This is a genomic window from Parahoeflea alexandrii, from assembly GCF_024105735.1.
In the GTDB taxonomy this organism is placed as follows: Bacteria; Pseudomonadota; Alphaproteobacteria; order Rhizobiales; family Rhizobiaceae; genus Hoeflea; species Hoeflea alexandrii.
The window spans coordinates 1,981,155-2,001,831 of sequence record NZ_JAAAML010000001.1 but is presented as its reverse complement, the minus strand read 5'-3'; the positions used below and the strand labels follow the sequence as shown (position 1 = coordinate 2,001,831).

The window sequence follows — 20,677 nt, the reverse complement described above, 5'->3', positions numbered from 1 at the left end:
TCTCACCCTGCCTTCGGTGCCGGCGCATGCGCCTGCGACACGCTCACCAGCCTGCTCAGCGCTTCGAGTGCTGCGCCACTGTCAATCGACTGTGCGGCGATGGCGATGGCGTCGCGCAAGCCCTGGGCTTTCCCGGCGATCACCAGCGCGCCGGCGGCATTCAGCACCGCGATGTCGCGATAGGCGTTCTTCTCGCCTTCCAGCACCCGCTTCAGCGCCGCCGCATTGGCGACGCCGTCGCCGCCCTTGAGCTGGCTCAGCGGAACCCGGGTCAAGCCAACCTCTTCCGGGGTAACCTCGAATGTGCGGATCTGGCCGTTCTCCAGCGCATGAACCTGGGACACGCCGGTGGTGGTCATCTCGTCAAGGCCGTCGCCATGCACCACCCACACTGTCTCCGAACCGAGATCGCGCAGCACCTGTGCCAGCGGATCGAGCCAGTGCGCTGAGAACACGCCCAGCAACTGCTTCTTCACGCCGGCCGGGTTGGAAAGCGGACCAAGCAGGTTGAAGATAGTGCGGGTGCCGAGTTCCACCCGGCTCGGTCCGACATGCCGCATCGCCGAATGATGCGCCGGGGCGAAAATGAAGCCGAGGCCAGCCTCTTCGATACAAGCCGAGATGCCTTTCGGGGCAAGCTCGAGCGAAATCCCAAGCGCAGAAAGAGCATCAGCCGTGCCTGACTTCGAGGACAGAGCCCGGTTGCCATGCTTGGCCACCTTGACCCCGGCGCCGGCGGTGATGAAGGCCGCCGCCGTTGAAACATTGTAGGTGCCCGACGCATCGCCGCCGGTTCCCACGATATCGACTGCATCGGCGGGCGCCTTGACCGGCAGCATCTTCTCGCGCATCACGCTGACCGCGCCGTAGATCTCGTCGACGCTTTCGCCGCGGACCCTGAGAGCCATCAGGAAGCCGCCGATCTGGGAGGGCGTGGCGTCACCCGACATCATCACGCCGAATGCAGAGCGGGCTTCGTTCCGGTCGAGCGCCTGACCGTCGGCCACCTTGGCGATGAAGGACTTCAGATCAGCCATTGCGGTCGACCCCCGTTTTCCTGTTCCTCAGAATGCCAGCGCGCGTTCGGCCAGCTGACGGTTGACCGCAACGCCGTAGTCGGACTGAAGCCGCGCAACCATCTGGTCGAGAATGTCGTCGGCGATCTGCTGAGACACCTGGCGCCGCTGTTCGACCGAGACCGAATCCGCGGTCACGGTTGAGGCGTCGTTGACCGAAGTCACCTTGAGCAGGATCCGGTTTTCCCCCGACGCGTCATTGGCAACCTCGGCCAGGCCATTCGGGCCCGAGAAGGCGGACGCCACCGCCGCCTCGCCAAATACGGCGTCCGCACCGTCGCGGGTCAGCGCGTATTTGGTTTCGACGGCAACCGCCAGCTCTTCGGCGATCGCGGAGAGCTCGGCGCCCTGGGCCAGACGCTCCTTGAGCGCCGTAGCCCTGGTGCCAAGCGCTTCAGCGGTCTTCATTGCGGTCCAGTCGGTGACAACCCGGTCGCGCACCTCGTCAAGGGTGCGGTCCCTTGCTGGCGTGACGTCATTGACCTCGAACCAGACAAAGCCTTCGGCGCCAATGTTGATCGGCGGTGTTTCGACGCCGGTTTCGGCCTCAAAAGTGTCGCGCAGCAGCGCCTGCGATTCCGGGATGTCGCGCACGACGGTTCCGTCAGGCGTCTGGCCGCTGCGGTCGATGGCCTCGACCGTTACCGGGGTGAGTTTCTGCTGTGCCGCCGCTTCTGGCAGCGTCATGCCGCTCGCACGCGCATCCTCGTAGGCGTCATGCACGTCGAGCAATACCTGCGCGGCCTCCGCCAGCGCCAGTTGCTCGCGGATTTCGGCTTCGACTTCTTCGAAGCTCTTGGAGGATTCAGGCGTGACCTCGGAAACCCGGAGGATGACCGGGCCGAACTGACCGTCGACCACCGGTGTGGTGCCGCCGGCCTCGCTCACCGCAAAAACCGCTTCAGCCAGAGACTGATCGGGCACCGTATTCCTGGCGAAGCTTCCGATCCGGACGTCGCTGGCCGTGCGGCCCTGTTCGGTAACCAGTTCGTCAAAGCTCTTGCCGTCGGCCAGCGCTGCCGCGGCGGCATCGGCCGCCGCGCGATCGGCAAACACCAGCTGGTCGATGGTCCGGACCTCCGGTGTCGTGTAGCGATCCTTGCGTGCCTCGTAGTCAGCCCGTGCCGCTTCGGCAGTGATTGCGGCCGGATCGGCAATGTCCTCGTTCTCAAGCTTCACATAGGTGATCTTGCGGTACTCGGGCGCGGCATAGCGAGCCTTGTTTTCCTCGAAATAGGAAGACAATTCGCTTTCGCTGGGCGCTGCCACGGGATCAATGCTGGATTTTGTCAACAACAGGTAATCGACGTCGCGGGTCTCCGCATCATATTGGGCGAATGCCGCAATGAGCGCCTCGGGCGCGGAGAAACCGTCTGACACCGCCTCGACGATCTGGGTGCGCACGGCCACCTGGCCGCGGCTCCTGAGATAGTTTTCCTCGGTCATGCCCGCGGAACTGAGCACGCGGCGAAAATTGTTGCGGTCAAATCTGCCGTTGAAGTCATGAAAGGCCGCGTCCTCGGCAATCAGCGCGGCGAGCCGGTCATCGGAAAGGCCGAGGTTCATCAGCCTGGCCTGTTCGTCGAGAAGCGCGCCGGCGACGAGCTGTGAATAGACCTGGTTCTCGATGCCGAAGGCTCGGGCCTGTTCCGTGGTCAGTCGCTGACCAAGCTGGCGGCTCACCACGGCGACCTGACGGTCGTAGGCAAGGCGGAATTCGTTGGGCGTCACCACGGTTTCGCCTACGGTGATCACCGCATTGCTGCCCGCGTTCAGGATCGATCCGGAGATGCCCCACACGCCGAACGACGCAACCAGCAGAATGAGGAGGAATTTGGCAACCCAACCCTGGGCACCCTTACGCAGAATATCAAGCATCGAAGCTCCTGAGGCATCAACATTATCGGTCTCGGATCGGCATGGGAGCCAGCCCGAGATCTCTCACCCGACCCTTTAGACCAAACCGGTGGCGAAATGAAGAGCGGGCAGGTCGATTAACAAGCCTCCGGAGCAGCTGCTGATCGGGGCGGGAGCGGTGGCGGTTGCGCGGCAGATCTGCTTCCCGAAGCGGACTGCGTATCCGGCCGGGAGCCGTCCGGGGCAGAAAAGTGCGGCTGCAGTCTAGGTGGTCGTTGCCAACAAAACGCCTCCCTCAACCAGTACGTCACCGGGCCGAAATTAGCTGTTTTTCAATACATATGGTGTCAAATGTAGATCCGAAATATTGTAGTCACACTTTCATGAAGCGTTCCGTGGTTCAGTTGCAAAACAGTGAAAGCATCGATCCCGCAGCAACGGTGATCACCAAGATGCGGGAGCAGGGAATCTCCTCGCTGCCGCGCAACTACGCGCTTGTGTGGGAATTTCTCAACACCTCGGACCCGGCCTTTATCCGCGAGTTTGGCGCTCTCGGACGTCGTCCAAGTCAGACCCAGCTTGATGAGATAGGCAAGAAGTTCCTGCCGCATCATCATGGTGTGAGGGTCGTGGAAGAGACCCGGGAGCGTATCTCCGATGAGATGAAGGGTGTGATCCGCCTTCTCAGGCAGGATCGCGCCGAAAGGCAGCGTTATTCCAACCTGCTTGACGACACCTCGTCACGTGTTTCCGGCAAGCCCGAGTCCGGCCCCAATACCGTGGATGCACTGGTCAAGGCTCTTTCTTCGGCGACAGGGGACACGATGGGAAAAGCCCAGGATGTTGTCCGTCAACTCGTCGAGTGCGCCAGTGAGATGGCTCAGGTCAGATCGGAACTGGAAGAGTACAAGCGCCTCGCCACCATTGATGCCATCACCGGCCTGTCCAACCGGCGGGCCTTCGATGCGCGGCTGGCTGATCTTTACAACCACCAGCAGAGCGATGGCCAGCACGCTTTGCTGGTCGCCGACATCGATCACTTCAAGATGTTCAACGACACCTATGGTCACCAGGTCGGAGATCGCGTGTTGAGCGTTGTGGCGAACGTGATGAAGAGTTCGCTTGGCGACGACGTGTTCGTTGCCCGTACCGGTGGCGAGGAGTTCGCCATTGTTCTCACTGACACAAATCAGGAAATCGCCACGGGCATAGCGGATCGCATCCGCCTCGTCATCGAGAAAACCGCGCTGAAAAACCACTATGACGGCCTCGATTGCGGCCGTATCACGATCACGCTCGGTCTTTGCATGGTGCACAACGCCAAGACCGCCGAGGAATTGTACAGCAATGCGGACATGGCCCTTTATGAAGCCAAGAACAATGGCCGCAACCAGATCAAGGCATTCGACAGAAAAATGAGGATGAAGAAGGTTTTCCGTTTGAAGCGCTGACTTGCCGTTCATGCCGTCTCGTCCCGCCGTGTTGATGCCGAGAAACGGTGTGCCTTGGCGTCACCTGGGTACAGGAGAATGGCGCTGGATAACACGGGTGACGGTTTCACTGCCGTCAGAGGCGGCGAATGCACTCCGTGTCAGTGGAGCAGTTGACGGAGAGGTTCTTGGTTGATGGAAGCTGAAATGGGCTGCGTTGAGCACTTTTGGCGGAAGAAGGGAATGGGGCATGGATTCTAACGCCTCGAGTGCTACCGATCTGACCGGAGAAGCCTACAATCGCAATTCCGATGTGCGCTATGGTGCCCATTGTCCCGGCATCATCGAGCTGATCTTCAAGGACGGCAAGCATTTCATGGCGCTCACCGGCGTGATCGTCAACCTTTCGGTAACCGGCTGTCTTTTTTCCAATGACAAGATGCCATGGTCCAACCTGGAAGGTCGCAAGCCGGGAGATTCCCTGTTTGATATCATCAATGAACGTTGCCACATGTATGTTCCCTGGACGGGAACCCATTGCACAGCCCGGATCAAGCGTGTCGGTTCCTTCATCATCGGCGTGCAGTTCGATCAGGAGCTCAAGGAGAGCCTCGTCCGGTTGATCGCGAGCCTTGAGCCCGGACAGAACAGGCGCCTGCGGCCAAGGGACAGAGGCCGATACAACCGCATTCTCCCAATTTCCCGCAGGTAGGGTTCACTTGTGTCGCGAGCCAGCCGGGGTGTCCAAGCGAACTTCTGCCTGCGGCAGAAATCGCCTTTCCGGTGTTTTACACTTGACCCCTGCCGTTTGCAAATCATGCTTCGTCTGCTAAGCCCCGTCCAAAGATGACAGCAACGGGGACAACAGATGACACCTGACATTCGCCCGCTGGTGGCCGGCAACTGGAAAATGAACGGCACGCGTGAGAACCTCTCCGAGCTCAAGGCTATTGCCGAGGGCCTCGGGGCGGATCTTGCGGATGCCATCGACGCGCTGATCTGTCCGCCCGCCACCCTTCTCTACGTCGCCACCGCACTTGCCGACGGGACGCCGCTTTCGATCGGCGCCCAGGATTGCCACGACAGGAAGAGCGGCGCCTATACCGGCGACATCTCGGCCGAAATGATTGCCGATTGCCTCGCCGGTTTCGTGCTGGTCGGACATTCCGAACGCCGCACGCTGCATGGCGAGAGCAACGAGACCGTGCGGGCCAAGGCAGAGGCCGCAAAGGCTGCCGGTCTCACCCGTGTTATCTGCATCGGCGAGACCGAGGCCGAGCGCAAGGCCGGCGAGACGCTCGCGGTTCTGGGCCAGCAGCTCGCGGGTTCTGTCCCCGATGGTGCTATCGCCGCCGATACCGTCATTGCCTATGAACCGGTCTGGGCGATCGGCACCGGTCTGACGCCGACGGTCGGCGATGTTGCTGAAGCCCACGCGTTTATCCGCGCCGAAATGGAGAAGCGATTTGCAGGCGAGGGGGCGCTTATGCGACTGCTCTATGGCGGTTCGGTCAAGCCCGACAATGCTGCAGAACTCCTCGCAGTGCCGCATGTCGACGGTGCGCTGATTGGCGGCGCAAGCTTGAAAGCCTCTGACTTCCTCGCCATCTGTAAGGCTTGCCGCGGCCTCTTGGGCTGATCAGCGACATGATCTTGCACCCGCTTTGGCCTGTTGCGCCCCGACGGGACTTGGAAAGCTGGCTGCCCTCGTGTAAAGAGCCGCCAAACCGGACAAAGATTACGCCCTGACAAGGGCAGGAAAGAAACCGATGCAAACCGTTTTGATTGTCATTCATCTCATGATCGTGCTGGCGCTTGTCGGCATCGTGCTGATCCAGCGCTCCGAAGGTGGCGGCCTTGGCATCGGCGGCGGTTCCGGCTTCATGTCGGCGCGCGGCGCCGCCAATGCGCTGACCCGGACCACCGGCATCCTTGCCGCTGCATTCTTCATCACCTCGCTGGCGCTTGGCATTCTGGCTCGCTACAGCGAAAGCCCGACAGACATTCTCGACCGGATTCCGGCCCAGACCCAGGGCACCGGCTCGGGCGTTCTCGACCAATTGGGCGGCGCACCTGCACCTGCCTCCGCGCCGGAAACGGCACCCGCTGGAGACGCTGCAGGCGACATTCCGGCTGCGCCGGTGCCATCCGGCTCGGACGTTCCCTCCGGGCAGTAAGGCCTGACCATTCATTGACCGGCGGTTGGCACAAAAGCCTCCGCCGGTTTTTTCATGTGATTTTGCAGGCGCTTGTTCTGTTATTCACCGCTAAAATGCGTCATCTGAATTTTGGGGTGGCGGAATCAGTTCTCTAAAGGTATCGGTTCAATCCCATGGCGCGATATGTTTTCATAACCGGCGGCGTGGTCTCCTCGCTTGGAAAAGGCATTGCCTCGGCCGCCCTTGGTGCGTTGCTGCAGGCCCGTGGTTACCGGGTGCGGCTGCGCAAACTCGACCCCTATCTCAACGTTGATCCGGGCACGATGAGTCCGACCCAGCACGGCGAGGTGTTCGTCACCGACGACGGCGCCGAGACCGATCTGGATCTTGGCCACTACGAGCGCTTTACCGGCCGCTCGGCGGTGAAATCCGACAACATCACCACCGGCCGCATCTACAAGAACATCATCGACAAGGAGCGGCGCGGCGATTATCTCGGCGCCACCGTTCAGGTCATTCCGCATGTCACCAATGAAATCAAGAACTTCGTCCTCGAAGGCAACGAGGACTACGATTTTGTGCTGTGCGAGATCGGCGGCACCGTCGGCGACATCGAGGCGATGCCGTTCATCGAGGCAATCCGTCAGCTCGGCAACGATCTGCCGCGCGGCAATGCCGTTTATGTCCACCTCACGCTGATGCCGTGGATTGCGGCTGCGGGCGAGCTCAAGACCAAGCCGACGCAGCATTCTGTCAAGGAACTGCAGGCCATGGGTATCGCGCCCGATATCCTGCTGGTTCGCGCCGACCGGGAGATTCCGGCCGAGGAGCGCCGCAAGCTCTCCCAGTTCTGCAATGTCCGTCCGTCCGCTGTCATCCAGGCGCTCGACGTGCCGTCCATCTACGATGTGCCGATCGCCTACCACAAGGAAGGCCTCGACACGGAAGTTCTGGCCGCCTTCGGCATAGATCCGGCGCCTGCGCCGCGCATGCAGTCCTGGGAAGCAGTCTCCGAACGCATCCACAATCCCGAGGGTGAGGTCACCATTGCCATCGTCGGCAAGTACACCGGCCTCAAGGATGCCTACAAGTCGCTGATCGAGGCGCTGTATCACGGCGGCATCGCCAACCGGGTCAAGGTCAAGCTCGAATGGATCGAGAGCGAGATCTTCGAGAAGGAAGACCCGTCGCCCTGGCTCGAGAAGGTCAACGGCATCCTGGTGCCCGGCGGTTTTGGCGAACGCGGCGCGGAAGGCAAGATTTCCGCCGCGAAGTTCGCCCGCGAACGAAGGGTTCCCTATTTCGGCATCTGCTACGGCATGCAGATGGCGGTGCTTGATGCGGCGCGCAATCTCGCCGGCATCGAGGATGCGGATTCCTCGGAGTTCGACCGCAAGAACGGCACCCATGTGGTCGGCATCATGACCGAATGGCTCAAGGGCAACCAGCTCGAGAAGCGCGCTGCCGATGGCGATCTCGGCGGCACCATGCGGCTGGGCGCCTATCCGCATCCGCTCAAGCCCGGCAGCCTGATCTCGAGGGTCTACGGCTCCACCGAGGTCTCCGAGCGCCACCGCCACCGCTACGAGGTCAACATCGCCTACAAGGACCAGCTTGAACAGGCAGGCCTGGTGTTCTCCGGCATTTCGCCGGATGGACTGCTGCCTGAGACGATCGAGTATCCCGAGGACGTCCATCCCTGGTTCATCGGCGTCCAGTACCACCCCGAGCTCAAGTCGCGGCCGCTCGAGCCTCATCCCCTTTTCGCAAGCTTCATCGAAGCGGCACTCGAGCAGTCACGTCTGGTGTAAGGGCCGCGCAGTCTGCTTGCGGTTGACCGATGAGCCGTCCGTCGTTGCCATTTATACGGACGCGTTTTGCGGTCCCGGTCCTGAAAATCGTCTAAGAAAACCCGGCATCGTGGCTGGCGTCACCGTCAATCCTGCCGCTGCCATGCCGTGCCACGCTGTTTAGGCAAATTGGCGGCACCGGGGACGTGATTGCGACGCTCTGGCGGTGGCATTTGCCAGATGAAACCTGGCCGGGCGCTCTGCCGGGGCTTCGGTTTGTAGTAGACGCCAAAGCGCGCCATCATCGCCCAGCCGAATCGGTCTAGTCTGGGCGCTCACCGGTCGGAGTTTCCGTCCGCTTCTCGCCCATCAAGACAAAGGCCATGCGGCCAGGACGGAAAAATGCGGCCAGTCCTCTCCTTGCTCTGCTTCCCTGTGCGCCTGGCCATTCTTGTCGTGGCACTGTCTTTGCCGTGGTCGAGCGTCCACGCGCAAGAAACCGTGGAGCCGGCCGGGCCGACCATCGAGATCGGCGAGGGCGTGATTACCGATGCGGAAATCCGGTCCCGAATTCAGACCATCTTCCGTGAAATAGAGGGTTTGGGCCAGATCAGGGTATCGGTCAGCTCAGGTGTGGTCACGCTGAGCGGTCAGGTGGAGGAGGCGGCTGCTGCCAACAAGGCTGAGGATCTGGTCAGCCGCGTTTCCGGCGTGGTCGCCATCGAAAACCGGCTGACCGAACAGACCGCGGTGACCGAGCGGCTCAAGCCGGTCATCGGCCGCTTCGAAAGCCGGCTGCAGCAAACACTGGATTATCTGCCGCTGGTGATGGTGGCAGGGCTTGTCTGGGCGTTGATCGGGCTTCTCGGATGGTTTGTCACCACCCGCAGGCAGCCGTGGGACTGGCTCACGCCCAACGCGTTCATTGCCGATCTCCTGCGTCAGACGGTCTGGCTGGCGTTCCTGATGTTCGGCGCGCTGATGGCGCTTGATATTCTCGGCGCCACGGCGGTTCTTGGCACAATTCTCGGCGCTGTCGGCATCATCGGTCTTGCCATCGGTTTCGCCGTCAAGGACACGGTGGAAAACTACATCGCCTCGATCCTGCTCTCCGTCCGGCAGCCATTTCAGCCGCGCGATTTCATTGCGCTGGAAGGCACCGAAGGCTTTGTCATCCGGCTCACCTCCCGCGCCACCATCCTGATGGACATCGATGGCAACCACATTCGCATACCCAACGCCACGGTGTTCAAGGCCAAGATCGTCAATTACACGCGAAACCCCGAACGCCGCTTCTCTTTCGAGCTTGGCGTTGATGCAGACAGCGTGCTGCATGAGGCGCTGGCGGTCTGTCACAAGACGCTCGACGGCCTCGACTTCGTGCTCAAGAAGCCCGAACCCGGCGCCTGGATCGAGCAGGTCGGCGATTCCAATGTCGTCATCGGCGTCTCGGGATGGATCAACCAGACAGAGACTGATTTTCTCAAAGCCCGCTCCGAGGCCATCCGCACAGTCAAGACAGCGCTTGAGGCGGCTGGCTTCGCGCTTCCCGAACCGATCTACAGGCTGCGATTTGATGCAGGCGCCGCGTTGCCGGCTATCGCAGAGCAGGGAGCTAAGTCGGAGACAAAGCCTGCACCTGCCAGACCCGCGGCCGAGACGATGCCGGGCGAAGAGGTTACCAACACCCATGTTGATGAAGCCGTGCTGAAGAAGGTCGATGAGGAACGCGAGCAGCAGACCGGTGCCGACCTGCTGTCGAGCAATGGCCAGGACGAACTGGGAACCCGACCCACTGTTTGAGCCTGGTCGAATGGCAAGGTGAAACAGAGGACGGCCAGCGTGTCCTCGCGGCAGCTGCGTGACGTCAATCTACAGCCCGACCCCGTTCTATAACTAACGGCAGTCGCGTCCCTGATGGCTTGTGGCAGAAGCATTGCGGTTCGTCCAGAGATCATGCGCCTGGAAAGCCCTGGCGCAATCGCACCCGTGCTTCCGAGCCAATGCGTGCTGCCTTGCCGCGAACCCGAAAATTTGAGACACTCTTGCCGTGTGGGGCGCGGTCTAGCGGGAAATGGTGCGAGATGATGGCGTGAGAGATACCGCGCCGGAGGAGGATCAAAAGATGCCCATCAATAGGTCAAGCATCGTCAAGACCGTGTTTGCCGCAGCCCTTGCATCATTCGCTGCCGGTGCCGCGCAGGCGACCGTCTCGATCTCCTGTACAGACATGAAATCCGATTCGAGCCTGGATATCGTGCTGGGCGCGGGACCCGTTCCAAACGTGTTCTCGGTGCAACTGTCCGTCGCCGGGCGCGAATTCACCACAGAGCCGGCTCTGCCCGGCGAGCCCGTCACCATCGCGCAGGCCTTTGATGACGGTGAACTCTTTCGTATCGATCTTGTCGACGACCAGGCCACCATGCGGGTCGCCGTCATCAGGCTCCTGAACGCCGAGCACGACGCCATGCCGCTGCGCATCGGCTTTCTGCAGATCGAGGACGAGCCGCCGGTTGGTGTTTCCTGCATAGGCCCGTGACCTGCAGACCCGGCAACACTGCAAAGGCAGCTCATGCTGATGTCGGGTGCGTTTCAGCGCCTCAATGGAACGGGATGGTGTCGACCTATTTCGCCTTGCGCACATAGGCCGACATCAGTGCGGCCATGCGGGCGTTGCGGATGGCAGCCGTGTTTTCGCCCATTACCACGCCGACCACTGATTTGCCGCCGCGATTGACGGAGGTGGCAAGGTTGAAGCCCGACGCCCGGGTGTAGCCGGTTTTCAGCCCGTCCGCACCCGGGATCATCTCCATTGCCTTGTTGTGGCCCTTGATGGTGCGGCCGGCGACGGTGACTTCGGTCTGGCCGAAATAGCCGTAGTAGTGCGGGAAGGTCCGTCGCAACAGGATCGACAGCCGCGCCATGTCGGTCGCCGTCGTCACCTGACCGGGATCCGGCAGTCCAGAGGCATTCTTGAAGGTGGTGCGGGTCATCCCCAGTGAGCGGGCCTTGGCCGTCATCATCTCGGCGAAACGCGCTTCCGAGCCGTTGCCGAGAAATTCCGCAACTGCGGTTGCCACATCGTTGGCGGACTTGACCACCAGTACCCGGATCGCTGTGTCGACGGGAATCGACTGCCCGGCCTTCAGCCCGAGTTTCGAGGGCGGGCGGGCAGCCGCATTGCGCGAGATCGGAATCAGATCCGTTCGGCTGACGCGGCCCTGGTCCATGGCTTCGAACACCATGTAGAGCGTCATCATCTTGGTCAGCGAGGCCGGATAGCGCAGCTCGTTGCTGTTGGCGCCATAGAGCATCTTGCCGCTCTTGGCGTCGACAACGATGGCCGCGTACTTTTCCGTTGTCGGCGCAATCGGCGCGACGCTGTCTTCGATGGAGCCGCCCGAAGAAGCGCAGGCAGAAACGGTGCCGACCACCACGATCAGTGTCAGGTACAAGCGGCAACGGCGCCACGCGTCTGCAATCAGTCCGGTCAAAACCAGCTCCCGTTTTCAGCCCGTTAACCAATTACCGCCTGGCCGCGATTCCTGCAAGGGTGCGACGGCTTTCATCGTGCAACCGCGCGGTTGCCGGCGGCGTTTGGTCGAGTGCAGTTGCACCCGATCCGGGCTTGCTGGTAAGGGAAGGCCGAACGGAGTCAAATCATCGATGCCATCACCGCGAACCCCACGTCCTCTCGATCATCTCGTGCTTCCGGTCGAGGACCTTGACACCGCGCGCGCCCGCCATTCCGCGCTCGGTTTCACCGTGGCCGCCGATGCGCGTCATCCTTTCGGGACCGAGAATGCCTGTGTCTTTTTTGCCGATGGCACCTATCTCGAGCCGCTCGGCATTGCCCAGCGTGAGGACTGCGAGGAAGCCGCAAGGAGCGGCAACGTCTTCGTCGCCCGTGATCAGGCCTACCGCTTTCGCAGAAGTGACAACGGCTTTTCAGCGCTCGTCGTCGGCTCGAAGGACGCCGGTGCGGACCACGATCGTTTCGTTGAACTGGGCATGTCGGGTGGCGACATGCTCACCTTCTCCCGGCCGATGAAACTGCCGGATGGATCCGAGGTCACGCCGAGTTTCAAGCTCTCCTTCGCCGCCGATCTGCGAGCGCCCGACCTGTTCGGCTTCGCCGTCGAGCGGATCAATGTGCCTGCGGCCGACCGTTCGGCGCTGACCGCACACCCGAATGGGGTTGTTGGCATTTCCGAAGTCATTCTGTCCGAGCCCAATCCGACGGATTTTCAGTATTTCATCCAGGAATTGGCCTGCAACCGTGAGGTTGATGCCAATTCGTTCGGAATGTCGGTCGAACTCGAGGGCGCAACCATCACCGTGTTTAACAAGGCCGGTCTGGAAACCCATCTCGGCATCGTCGATCCGTCTCGTGAGCGCGGCCTGCTGGGGCGCGCCTTGGTCTACAGGGTGTCGGACCTGCAAGCCCTATCGGCGCTGTTGCTGAAAAACGAGGTTCCCGTCAGGCAGGTGGCAGGCCGGCTGATCGTTGATCCCGCGCCGGGCCAGGGCGCCTGCTACTGTTTTGAGGAAATCCGATGAGTGCTCCCAACGCCACCGTCGCGGTCGGTGATCTCCGCATCGGCAATCACCTGCCGATCACCCTGATCGCCGGTCCCTGCCAGATGGAAAGCCGCGAGCACGCCTTCGAGATCGCAGGCTCGCTCCAACAGATCTGCGCCGGTCTCGGGATCGGGTTGGTCTACAAGTCGTCCTTCGACAAGGCCAACCGCACTTCTCTGGGCGGAAAGCGCGGCATCGGGCTGGACATGGCCATGACGGTGTTCGCCGACATCAAGGCAGAACTGGGCCTGCCGGTGATCACCGACGTCCACACCGAGGAGCAATGCGCCACCGTTGCCGAAGTTGTCGACATCTTGCAGATCCCGGCCTTCTTGTGCCGGCAGACCGATCTGCTGATCGCTGCGGCACGCACCGGACGCGTCATCAACGTCAAGAAGGGTCAGTTCCTTGCCCCCTGGGACATGAAGAACGTGCTCGCCAAGGTTACCGAAAGCGGCAATTCGAATGTCTTGCTCACCGAGCGTGGTGCGTCCTTCGGCTACAACACGCTGGTCAGCGACATGCGGTCGCTGCCGATCATGGCGGCAATGGGCGCGCCGGTGGTCTTCGACGCCACCCATTCTGTCCAGCAGCCCGGCGGGCAGGGCGGTGCATCGGGCGGACAGCGTGAATTTGTCGAGACACTGTCGCGTGCAGCCGTTGCGGTTGGCGTCGCGGCACTGTTCATCGAGACCCACGAGGATCCCGACAACGCGCCTTCCGACGGTCCGAACATGGTCCCGCTCAGCGAAATGCCGCGGCTGCTTGAAACGCTGATGGCATTTGATGCGGTGGCCAAGCGCTAGAACACGAGCAAGTGTTCACGCTTTGAATCAGAAAGGCCGCCGGATTTCTCCGGCGGCCTTTTTTACATCGGGAAACTGATTCTGAGAGAGCTTAGAACTCACTCCAGCTTTCTTCCTTCTGGGCTGTTGCTGCGCCGCCGCGTCCGAAGGCGGAGGCGATCTTGGCGCCGAGCGCCCGGGCCGGAGACTGCGCCGGTTTCGATGAGGCGTTGGCAGCAGCAGGTGCCGCATGTGTTGCGCGGCCGCCGGTGTTGAAGCGCCGCACCAGGCCTTCGAGCTTGACGGCTTCGCCCGACAGGCCCTGGGTCGCGGCGTTGGTTTCTTCCACCATAGCCGCGTTCTGCTGCGTCGTCTGGTCCATCTGGTTGATTGCCGAGTTGATTTCGGCAAGCGCAGTGGACTGCTCGCGCGCCCCGGTGACGATCGACTGGATCAGGTCGTTGATCTTGCTGACCTGGCCCTCGATCTCGCCCAGCGCGGTGCCGGTCTGGTTGACCAGGGTGACGCCGTTGCCGACTTGGGTCGAAGAGGTCTCGATCAGCGTCTTGATCTCCTTGGCGGCGTTGGCCGAACGTCCGGCCAGCTCACGCACTTCCTGGGCGACCACCGCAAAACCCTTGCCGGCCTCTCCGGCGCGTGCCGCTTCCACGCCGGCATTGAGCGCCAGCAGGTTGGTCTGGAAGGCGATGTCGTCGATCACCGAAATGATCTGGCTGATCTGCTTGGACGATTCCTCGATCCGCTCCATGGCCGAGATGGCGTTCTTGACGACAGCGCCGGATTTTTCGGCGCCGGCCTTGGCGGTTCCGACCATGTCGGAAGCTTCCTCGGCGCGCTGCGACGAGCTTTTCACCGTCGAGGTGATTTGGTCGAGGGCCGCGGCGGTTTCCTCGAGCGATGCGGCCTGCTGCTCGGTCCGGCGGGACAGATCGTCCGAGGCCGAGCCGATTTCCGAGGAGGCGAGGCGAACCGCTTCGGTGGTCGAGGAGATGTCATCGATGGTTTCGCTGAGCGAGCCGACCGCGGAGTTGAACTCGGTGCGCAGCTTCTCATAGGCCGGCGCGAAAGTCGCGTTGATGCGGTAGGCGAGGTTGCCCGACGACAGGTTCTCGAGCCCTGTTGTCAGCGCTTCGATCACCCGGACGCGTTCGGCATCCTCGGCGGCCTGGCGTTCTGCGGCTTCCTGTTCGAGGCGCTTGATCTCGGCCTGTTCCTTCTCGGATTGCGACCGCGCCTCTTTCCGCTCCATGGCGGCCTGGCGGAAATAGGCGACCGACTGCGCCATCTCGCCGATTTCGTCCTTGCGCCCGGCATGCGGCACTTCATCGGAATAGTCACCCGCCGCAAGCTTGCCCATGTAGCCCGTCATGTCGGTCAGGGGGACAACGGCGCGCCAGCGGAAGAGAATGAGGCCGCCCAGGAACAGTGCTACAGAAACGATGCTGGCGATAAGGGTCAGGTTGGAAAACAGCGCATCTTCGGCGCGCGCGTCGGCCTCTGCCTTTTCGAGGAAGGTCGATGCTGAGGTCACCAGTTCATTCACGGCTTCATCATGGATATGGAATGTCCGGTACAGCTCGTCGAGCACCAGTCTCGCCGCTTCTCTGTCGCCCGACAGAACAGTCGGCAGGAACTGGTCGTTCATGGCCGTCCAGTAAGCGTCGCCCTTCACCAGGACATCGTCCTGAAGCTTCCCGTTGAGCGAGGGTTCAAGATCGGATTGCTGCCAGAAGGTTCGACGCTCTTCATAAAGCCCGTTGAGAGACCGAATTTTCGTGGAATTCTTTTCCACAACCTCCTCATGCGCGATCATTTCGTTTGCCAGCATGTAGGACTCAACCACGTAAAGCGGCGGCGGCAGAATGTCCGCGATCAGGTCCTTGCCGTTGACGATCTCCTGGTAGACCGGTCCATTGACCTTCAAATCCTCGAAGACATACTTCTTGAGCGCCATCGAGGCGACGAGGCCAAGTGAAACGACTGCCCCGAAGACGATAAGGCTCTTTCCAATATTCAGTTGCACGTGCGTGATCTCCGCATTTCTGATGAAGGACTATTCGATCTGGATTGTCGAAGATGATTTCGCGTCATGCAAAGCCACGCTCGGCGCGTGACGATTATCGCCTTCGGTCGCTGTGAAACATAGATGAAAGCGATTACTTAAATGTAAATTAGGTATTAATCATTGTACCCAAGTTCTCATTACAAGGTTGTAGAGCGATTGGCCGCGATCGGTCCAATATTTCCCCGCCGCTCCTAAAAATTCGGAATTCTCACTGGTAATTCTCAAGGGTTTGAGCCCGAAAATGGAAAAAATGCCTTAGAGATGCATAAATAAGAAAAAACTAATTAATTAACAGAATCGGTACAACCTGTGCAAAATCTTAAGTGTCGAACAGAAAGTTCCAACGCCTGACGCCAGAAATGTGAGGGAAGTTGAGCGCACGGACCAGTGCATGTTTCCAAGGGTGCGAGCAATGGTCATGGAACCTGTATTGGCCAAGCGAATCAGTCACTCTGTACGGGCGCGCAATTGATTTTTCGGCGAAGTGCGGTAAGACGGCGCAACGCCGCCCGGCGGCAGTTTAACCCCAGCCCTACCTCAACAAGGAACCAGACCATGACCGCCATCATCGATATTGTCGGACGGGAAGTCCTCGACAGCCGCGGAAACCCGACCGTGGAAGTTGACGTGCATCTCGAAGATGGATCCATGGGCCGTGCGATGGTGCCGTCAGGCGCGTCAACCGGCGCGCATGAGGCGGTTGAATTGCGCGATGGTGGTGGCCGTTACCTGGGCAAGGGTGTCGAGAAGGCCGTGGCCGCCGTCAATGGCGCGCTGTGCGACAATATCTGCGGTATGGATGCGGAAGGCCAGATCGCGCTCGACAAGGCGATGATCGCGCTTGACGGCACCGCCAACAAGAGCAAGCTCGGCGCCAACGCCATTCTCGGTGTTTCGCTGGCCGCAGCCCGCGCCGCCGCACAGTCGAGCGGCCTGCCGCTCTACCGCTATGTCGGTGGTGCCAACGCCCGGCTGCTGCCGGTACCGATGATGAACATCATCAATGGCGGCGCGCATGCCGACAACCCGATCGACTTCCAGGAATTCATGATCATGCCTGTCGGCGCCGCTACCCTGCGGGATGCCGTGCGGATGGGCGCCGAGGTTTTCCACACCCTCAAGAAGGAACTGTCGGCCGGCGGCTACAATACCAATGTCGGAGACGAGGGCGGATTTGCACCGGACCTCAAGAGCGCACCAGACGCACTCGATTTCATCATGAAGTCGATCGAGAAGGCCGGCTACCGGCCGGGCGAGGATATCCATCTTGCGCTTGATTGCGCCGCCACCGAGTTCTTCAAGAACGGCAAGTACGAGCTGGAAGGCGAGGGGCGCTCGCTCGAGCCCGAAGCCATGGCCGCGTATCTCGCCGAACTGCAGGGCAAGTACCCGATCATCTCGATCGAGGACGGCATGGGCGAGGATGACTGGGACGGCTGGAAGGCGCTGACCGACAAGATCGGCGACAAGTGCCAGCTGGTGGGCGACGACCTGTTTGTGACCAACTCCGCCCGCCTGCGCGACGGTATCAAGATGGGTGTGGCCAATTCGATCCTGGTCAAGGTCAACCAGATCGGCACCCTTTCCGAAACGCTCGATGCGGTCGAGACCGCCCACAAGGCGCGCTATACGGCTGTGATGAGCCACCGTTCGGGCGAGACCGAGGATTCCACCATCGCCGATCTGGCCGTCGCCACCAATTGCGGGCAGATCAAGACCGGTTCGCTCTCCCGCTCCGACCGGCTTGCCAAGTATAACCAGCTCATCCGCATCGAGGAAGAACTTGGTGTCGAGGCGGCCTATGCGGGTGCATCCGTGCTGCGCGGATAAGCTGCCTGAAAATGCTTGCCGATGCCTGGCACCGCCAGGCCAGCCTGGCTCAAGCCCGCGTGAAAACGCGGGCTTCTTTGTTTGCGATGCAGCAATTCGCACGGATGGCTAACTCAATCTTAAGCATGGCCTGTCATCCTGTCTCACTCGCAGGGGTAAGGCGTTTTTCGAATGCGGACACAGTTCAGAAAAAAGCGATACTGGAGCCGATGGGTCGTTCCGGCGCTTTCGGTTGCCTGCTTCACCTATTTCGGCTTCCATTCATGGTCCGGTGCCTATGGGCTTGATTCTGCCGAGGCGCTTGAAATCCGCCGCGTTGAATTGTCCGAACGGCTTGCAACGCTGACCGAACGCAGGCAACATCTCGAGCGCATGGTGATGCTGTTGAGCGACGGCGCGGTAGAGGCCGACATGCTGGACGAGCGGGCGCGGGCCCTGTTGAACGTGGCCCGTGAGGACGAGGTTGTGTATTTCCGCTGAATTCAGTTGATTAACCTGATGCCGGTTAATATCAAAAATATAAATTAATATCAGGTACTTAGTTGGAATATCAGCTATGCGTTTATGCGCTTGCTGATCGCCCGCAATTTCCCTATGGTCACCTCGAAGCACCATTGGGAGGATGAGATGGCTACACGCAAGAGCGCCACCGCCGCATCCCGCAAGAAGCCGGCTGAAAAGAGCGGGCTGAACGGCGGGATCACCGAATTCGACAAGGAAACCGAGCTCGAAGCCTATCGCGAGATGCTTCTGATCCGCCGCTTCGAGGAAAAGGCCGGCCAGCTGTATGGCATGGGCTTTATCGGCGGGTTCTGCCACCTCTATATCGGCCAGGAAGCCGTGGTCGTTGGCATGCAGATGGCGCTCAAGGACGGCGACCAGGTCATCACCGGCTACCGCGATCATGGCCATATGCTCGCCACCGGCATGGAAGCCCGCGGCGTGATGGCCGAGCTGACCGGCCGCCAGGGAGGTTACTCCCGCGGCAAGGGCGGCTCGATGCACATGTTCTCCAAGGACAAGAACTTCTACGGCGGCCACGGCATCGTCGGCGCCCAAGTGTCGCTTGGAACCGGTCTCGCCTTTGCCAACAAGTATCGCGGCAATGACAATGTCTCTGTCGCCTATTTCGGCGATGGCGCCGCCAACCAGGGCCAGGTCTACGAGAGCTTCAACATGGCGGCTCTGTGGAAGCTGCCGGTGATCTATATCGTTGAAAACAACCGCTACGCCATGGGCACCTCGACGGCCCGCTCCTCGGCCCAGTCGAACTTCTCGCTGCGCGGCAACTCCTTCGGCATTCCCGGCCACCAGGTTGACGGCATGGATGTCCGCGCCGTGCATGCCGCGGCTGTCGAGGCTGTTGCCCATTGCCGGTCCGGCAAGGGGCCGATCATTCTCGAAATGCTGACCTACCGTTATCGCGGCCACTCGATGTCGGATCCGGCGAAATACCGCTCCAAGGATGAAGTGCAGAAGATGCGCTCCGAGCATGACCCGATCGAGCAGGTCAAGGCACGGCTGCTCGAACTCAAGCACGCCAGCGAAGATGACCTCAAGGCCATCGACAAGAAGGTGCGGGATGTTGTGGCGGATTCGGCGGACTTCGCCCAGAACAATCCGGAGCCGGATCCGTCCGAGCTCTACACCGACATTCTGCTGTAAGGGGAGGGAACACCATGCCGATTGATATCCTGATGCCTGCGCTGTCCCCGACCATGGAAGAGGGCACGCTGTCGAAATGGCTCAAGAACGAAGGTGACAGTGTTGCGGCCGGCGACGTGATCGCCGAGATCGAAACCGACAAGGCTACGATGGAAGTCGAAGCCGTCGACGAGGGCAAGATCGGCAAGATCATGATCCCCGCCGGCACTGAAAACGTCAAGGTCAACGCGGTCATCGCGGTGCTGCTCGAAGAAGGCGAAAGCGCCTCCGACATCGGATCGGGCAAGAAAGCCGACCCTGCTCCCGCACCTGCCGAAGAGGCAACGGAAGCAAAACCGGAAGCTGCCGCACCTGTTCCGGCGGCGCCCAAGGCGCCTGTCGAAAACACCGCAGCCGCCGATCCGTCGATTCCCGATGGCACGGAGATGGTGGCGACAACGGTGCGCGAAGCCCTGCGCGACGCCATGGCCGAGGAAATGCGCGCCAATGAGGACGTGTTTCTCATGGGCGAGGAAGTGGCCGAGTACCAGGGCGCCTACAAGATTTCGCAGGGTCTGTTGCAGGAATTCGGCGCTCGTCGTGTCGTCGATACCCCGATCACCGAGCACGGCTTCACCGGTATCGGCGTAGGTGCTGCCATGGCAGGCCTTCGTCCGATCGTCGAGTTCATGACCTTCAACTTCGCCATGCAGGCGATCGACCAGATCATCAATTCTGCTGCCAAGACGCTCTACATGTCCGGCGGCCAGATGGGCGCGCCGATCGTCTTCCGTGGCGCCAATGGCGCGGCTGCCCGCGTCGGCGCCCAGCACTCCCAGTGCTACGCCGCCTGGTACAGCCACATTCCGGGCCTCAAGGTGGTGATGCCCTACACGGCCGCCGACGCCAAGGGCCTGCTCAAGGCCGCGATCCGCGACCCGAACCCGGTGATCTTCCTCGAAAACGAGATCCTTTATGGCCATTCCTTCGATGTGCCGAAGATGGATGATTTCGTGCTGCCGATCGGCAAGGCCCGCATCCACAAGCAGGGCAAGGACGTCACCATCGTCTCCTTCGGCATCGGCATGAACTACGCCGTCAAGGCGGTGGAGGAGCTCTCCGGCATGGGCATCGATGTGGAACTCATCGATCTCAGAACCATCCGCCCGATGGACCTGCCGACCGTGATCGAAAGCGTGAAAAAAACCGGTCGCCTGGTCACCGTCGAGGAAGGCTATCCGCAATCGTCGGTCGGCACCGAGATCGCCACCCGCGTGCAGCAGCAGGCATTCGACTATCTTGATGCGCCGATCATCACGATCGCCGGCAAGGATGTCCCGATGCCTTACGCAGCCAATCTCGAGAAGCTCGCGCTGCCGAACGTTGCGGAAATCGTCGACGCCGTCAAAGCCGTTACCTACACGGCGTAAGGGAGGACT

17 protein-coding genes are annotated in these 20,677 nt (G+C 61.0%); 13 read left to right on the top strand and 4 right to left on the bottom strand.

The features are described 5' to 3' along the window. Window positions 1-2 precede the first annotated feature (2 nt). Both trpD and GTW23_RS09325 read right to left on the bottom strand, forming a co-directional pair. The gene (gene trpD / locus GTW23_RS09330; protein ID WP_252915492.1) at window positions 3-1,037 is read right to left on the bottom strand and encodes an anthranilate phosphoribosyltransferase; all 1,035 of its coding nucleotides are present in this window, start codon (window positions 1,035-1,037) and stop codon (window positions 3-5) included. 27 nt (window positions 1,038-1,064) lie between these two features. Continuing rightward, complete coding sequence (locus tag GTW23_RS09325) at window positions 1,065-2,954, bottom strand: peptidylprolyl isomerase (protein ID WP_252915491.1); 1,890 nt, start codon at window positions 2,952-2,954, stop codon at window positions 1,065-1,067. A 254-nt stretch (window positions 2,955-3,208) separates the two neighbouring features. Here GTW23_RS09325 and GTW23_RS09320 point away from each other — a divergent pair, with 254 nt between their 5' ends. The 7 genes from GTW23_RS09320 (at window position 3,209) to GTW23_RS09290 (ending at window position 10,851) form a co-directional block, all read left to right on the top strand. Then, window positions 3,209-4,384: a GGDEF domain-containing protein gene (locus GTW23_RS09320; RefSeq protein WP_152008858.1), complete on the top strand. Its 1,176-nt coding sequence runs from the start codon at window positions 3,209-3,211 to the stop codon at window positions 4,382-4,384. Window positions 4,385-4,613: 229 nt separating this feature from the next. Beyond that, the gene (locus tag GTW23_RS09315) at window positions 4,614-5,075 is read left to right on the top strand and encodes a PilZ domain-containing protein (RefSeq protein ID WP_152008857.1); all 462 of its coding nucleotides are present in this window, start codon (window positions 4,614-4,616) and stop codon (window positions 5,073-5,075) included. 156 nt (window positions 5,076-5,231) lie between these two features. Then, window positions 5,232-6,002 carry a triose-phosphate isomerase gene (gene tpiA, locus GTW23_RS09310; protein ID WP_152008856.1) on the top strand — a complete coding sequence of 257 codons (771 nt, stop codon included), beginning with the start codon at window positions 5,232-5,234 and terminating at the stop codon, window positions 6,000-6,002. Between the two features lie 130 nt (window positions 6,003-6,132). After that, entirely contained in the window at window positions 6,133-6,540 is a 408-nt protein-coding gene (gene secG / locus GTW23_RS09305; protein ID WP_152008855.1) for a preprotein translocase subunit SecG, read from the top strand. 155 nt (window positions 6,541-6,695) lie between these two features. Then, complete coding sequence (gene pyrG, locus GTW23_RS09300; protein ID WP_152008854.1) at window positions 6,696-8,333, top strand: CTP synthase; 1,638 nt, start codon at window positions 6,696-6,698, stop codon at window positions 8,331-8,333. A gap of 381 nt (window positions 8,334-8,714) precedes the next feature. Beyond that, window positions 8,715-10,115, top strand: coding sequence for a BON domain-containing protein (locus GTW23_RS09295; RefSeq protein ID WP_252915490.1), 1,401 nt, complete (start codon window positions 8,715-8,717; stop codon window positions 10,113-10,115). A gap of 322 nt (window positions 10,116-10,437) precedes the next feature. Beyond that, window positions 10,438-10,851, top strand: a complete 414-nt coding sequence (locus tag GTW23_RS09290; RefSeq protein WP_252915489.1) for a hypothetical protein — start codon at window positions 10,438-10,440, stop codon at window positions 10,849-10,851. An 85-nt stretch (window positions 10,852-10,936) separates the two neighbouring features. On the opposite strand, the gene GTW23_RS09285 is transcribed toward GTW23_RS09290, so the two are convergent. Further along, window positions 10,937-11,806 carry a D-alanyl-D-alanine carboxypeptidase family protein gene (locus GTW23_RS09285; RefSeq protein WP_252915488.1) on the bottom strand — a complete coding sequence of 290 codons (870 nt, stop codon included), beginning with the start codon at window positions 11,804-11,806 and terminating at the stop codon, window positions 10,937-10,939. 172 nt (window positions 11,807-11,978) lie between these two features. On the opposite strand from GTW23_RS09285, the gene GTW23_RS09280 reads away from it, so the two are divergent. Continuing rightward, a complete protein-coding gene (locus GTW23_RS09280; RefSeq protein WP_252915487.1) occupies window positions 11,979-12,872 on the top strand; it encodes a VOC family protein in 894 nt (297 codons plus the stop codon). Further along, window positions 12,869-13,699 (top strand): 3-deoxy-8-phosphooctulonate synthase, encoded by an 831-nt coding sequence (gene kdsA / locus GTW23_RS09275; RefSeq protein ID WP_252915486.1) that lies wholly within the window; start codon window positions 12,869-12,871, stop codon window positions 13,697-13,699. Before GTW23_RS09280 ends, kdsA begins: the two co-directional genes overlap by 4 nt. 91 nt (window positions 13,700-13,790) lie before the next feature. Here kdsA and GTW23_RS09270 read toward each other — a convergent pair whose 3' ends face one another. Next, window positions 13,791-15,722 (bottom strand): methyl-accepting chemotaxis protein, encoded by a 1,932-nt coding sequence (locus GTW23_RS09270; RefSeq protein ID WP_252915485.1) that lies wholly within the window; start codon window positions 15,720-15,722, stop codon window positions 13,791-13,793. 597 nt (window positions 15,723-16,319) lie between these two features. On the opposite strand from GTW23_RS09270, the gene eno reads away from it, so the two are divergent. The 4 genes from eno to GTW23_RS09250 all read left to right on the top strand — a co-directional run bounded on the left by eno (window position 16,320) and on the right by GTW23_RS09250 (window position 20,668). After that, the gene (gene eno / locus GTW23_RS09265) at window positions 16,320-17,594 is read left to right on the top strand and encodes a phosphopyruvate hydratase (protein WP_152008848.1); all 1,275 of its coding nucleotides are present in this window, start codon (window positions 16,320-16,322) and stop codon (window positions 17,592-17,594) included. Between the two features lie 171 nt (window positions 17,595-17,765). Next, window positions 17,766-18,074 carry an FtsB family cell division protein gene (locus tag GTW23_RS09260; protein WP_152008847.1) on the top strand — a complete coding sequence of 103 codons (309 nt, stop codon included), beginning with the start codon at window positions 17,766-17,768 and terminating at the stop codon, window positions 18,072-18,074. 147 nt (window positions 18,075-18,221) lie between these two features. Beyond that, window positions 18,222-19,259, top strand: coding sequence for a pyruvate dehydrogenase (acetyl-transferring) E1 component subunit alpha (gene pdhA, locus GTW23_RS09255; RefSeq protein ID WP_252915484.1), 1,038 nt, complete (start codon window positions 18,222-18,224; stop codon window positions 19,257-19,259). Between the two features lie 14 nt (window positions 19,260-19,273). Then, window positions 19,274-20,668 (top strand): pyruvate dehydrogenase complex E1 component subunit beta, encoded by a 1,395-nt coding sequence (locus tag GTW23_RS09250; protein WP_252915483.1) that lies wholly within the window; start codon window positions 19,274-19,276, stop codon window positions 20,666-20,668. Window positions 20,669-20,677 lie beyond the last annotated feature (9 nt).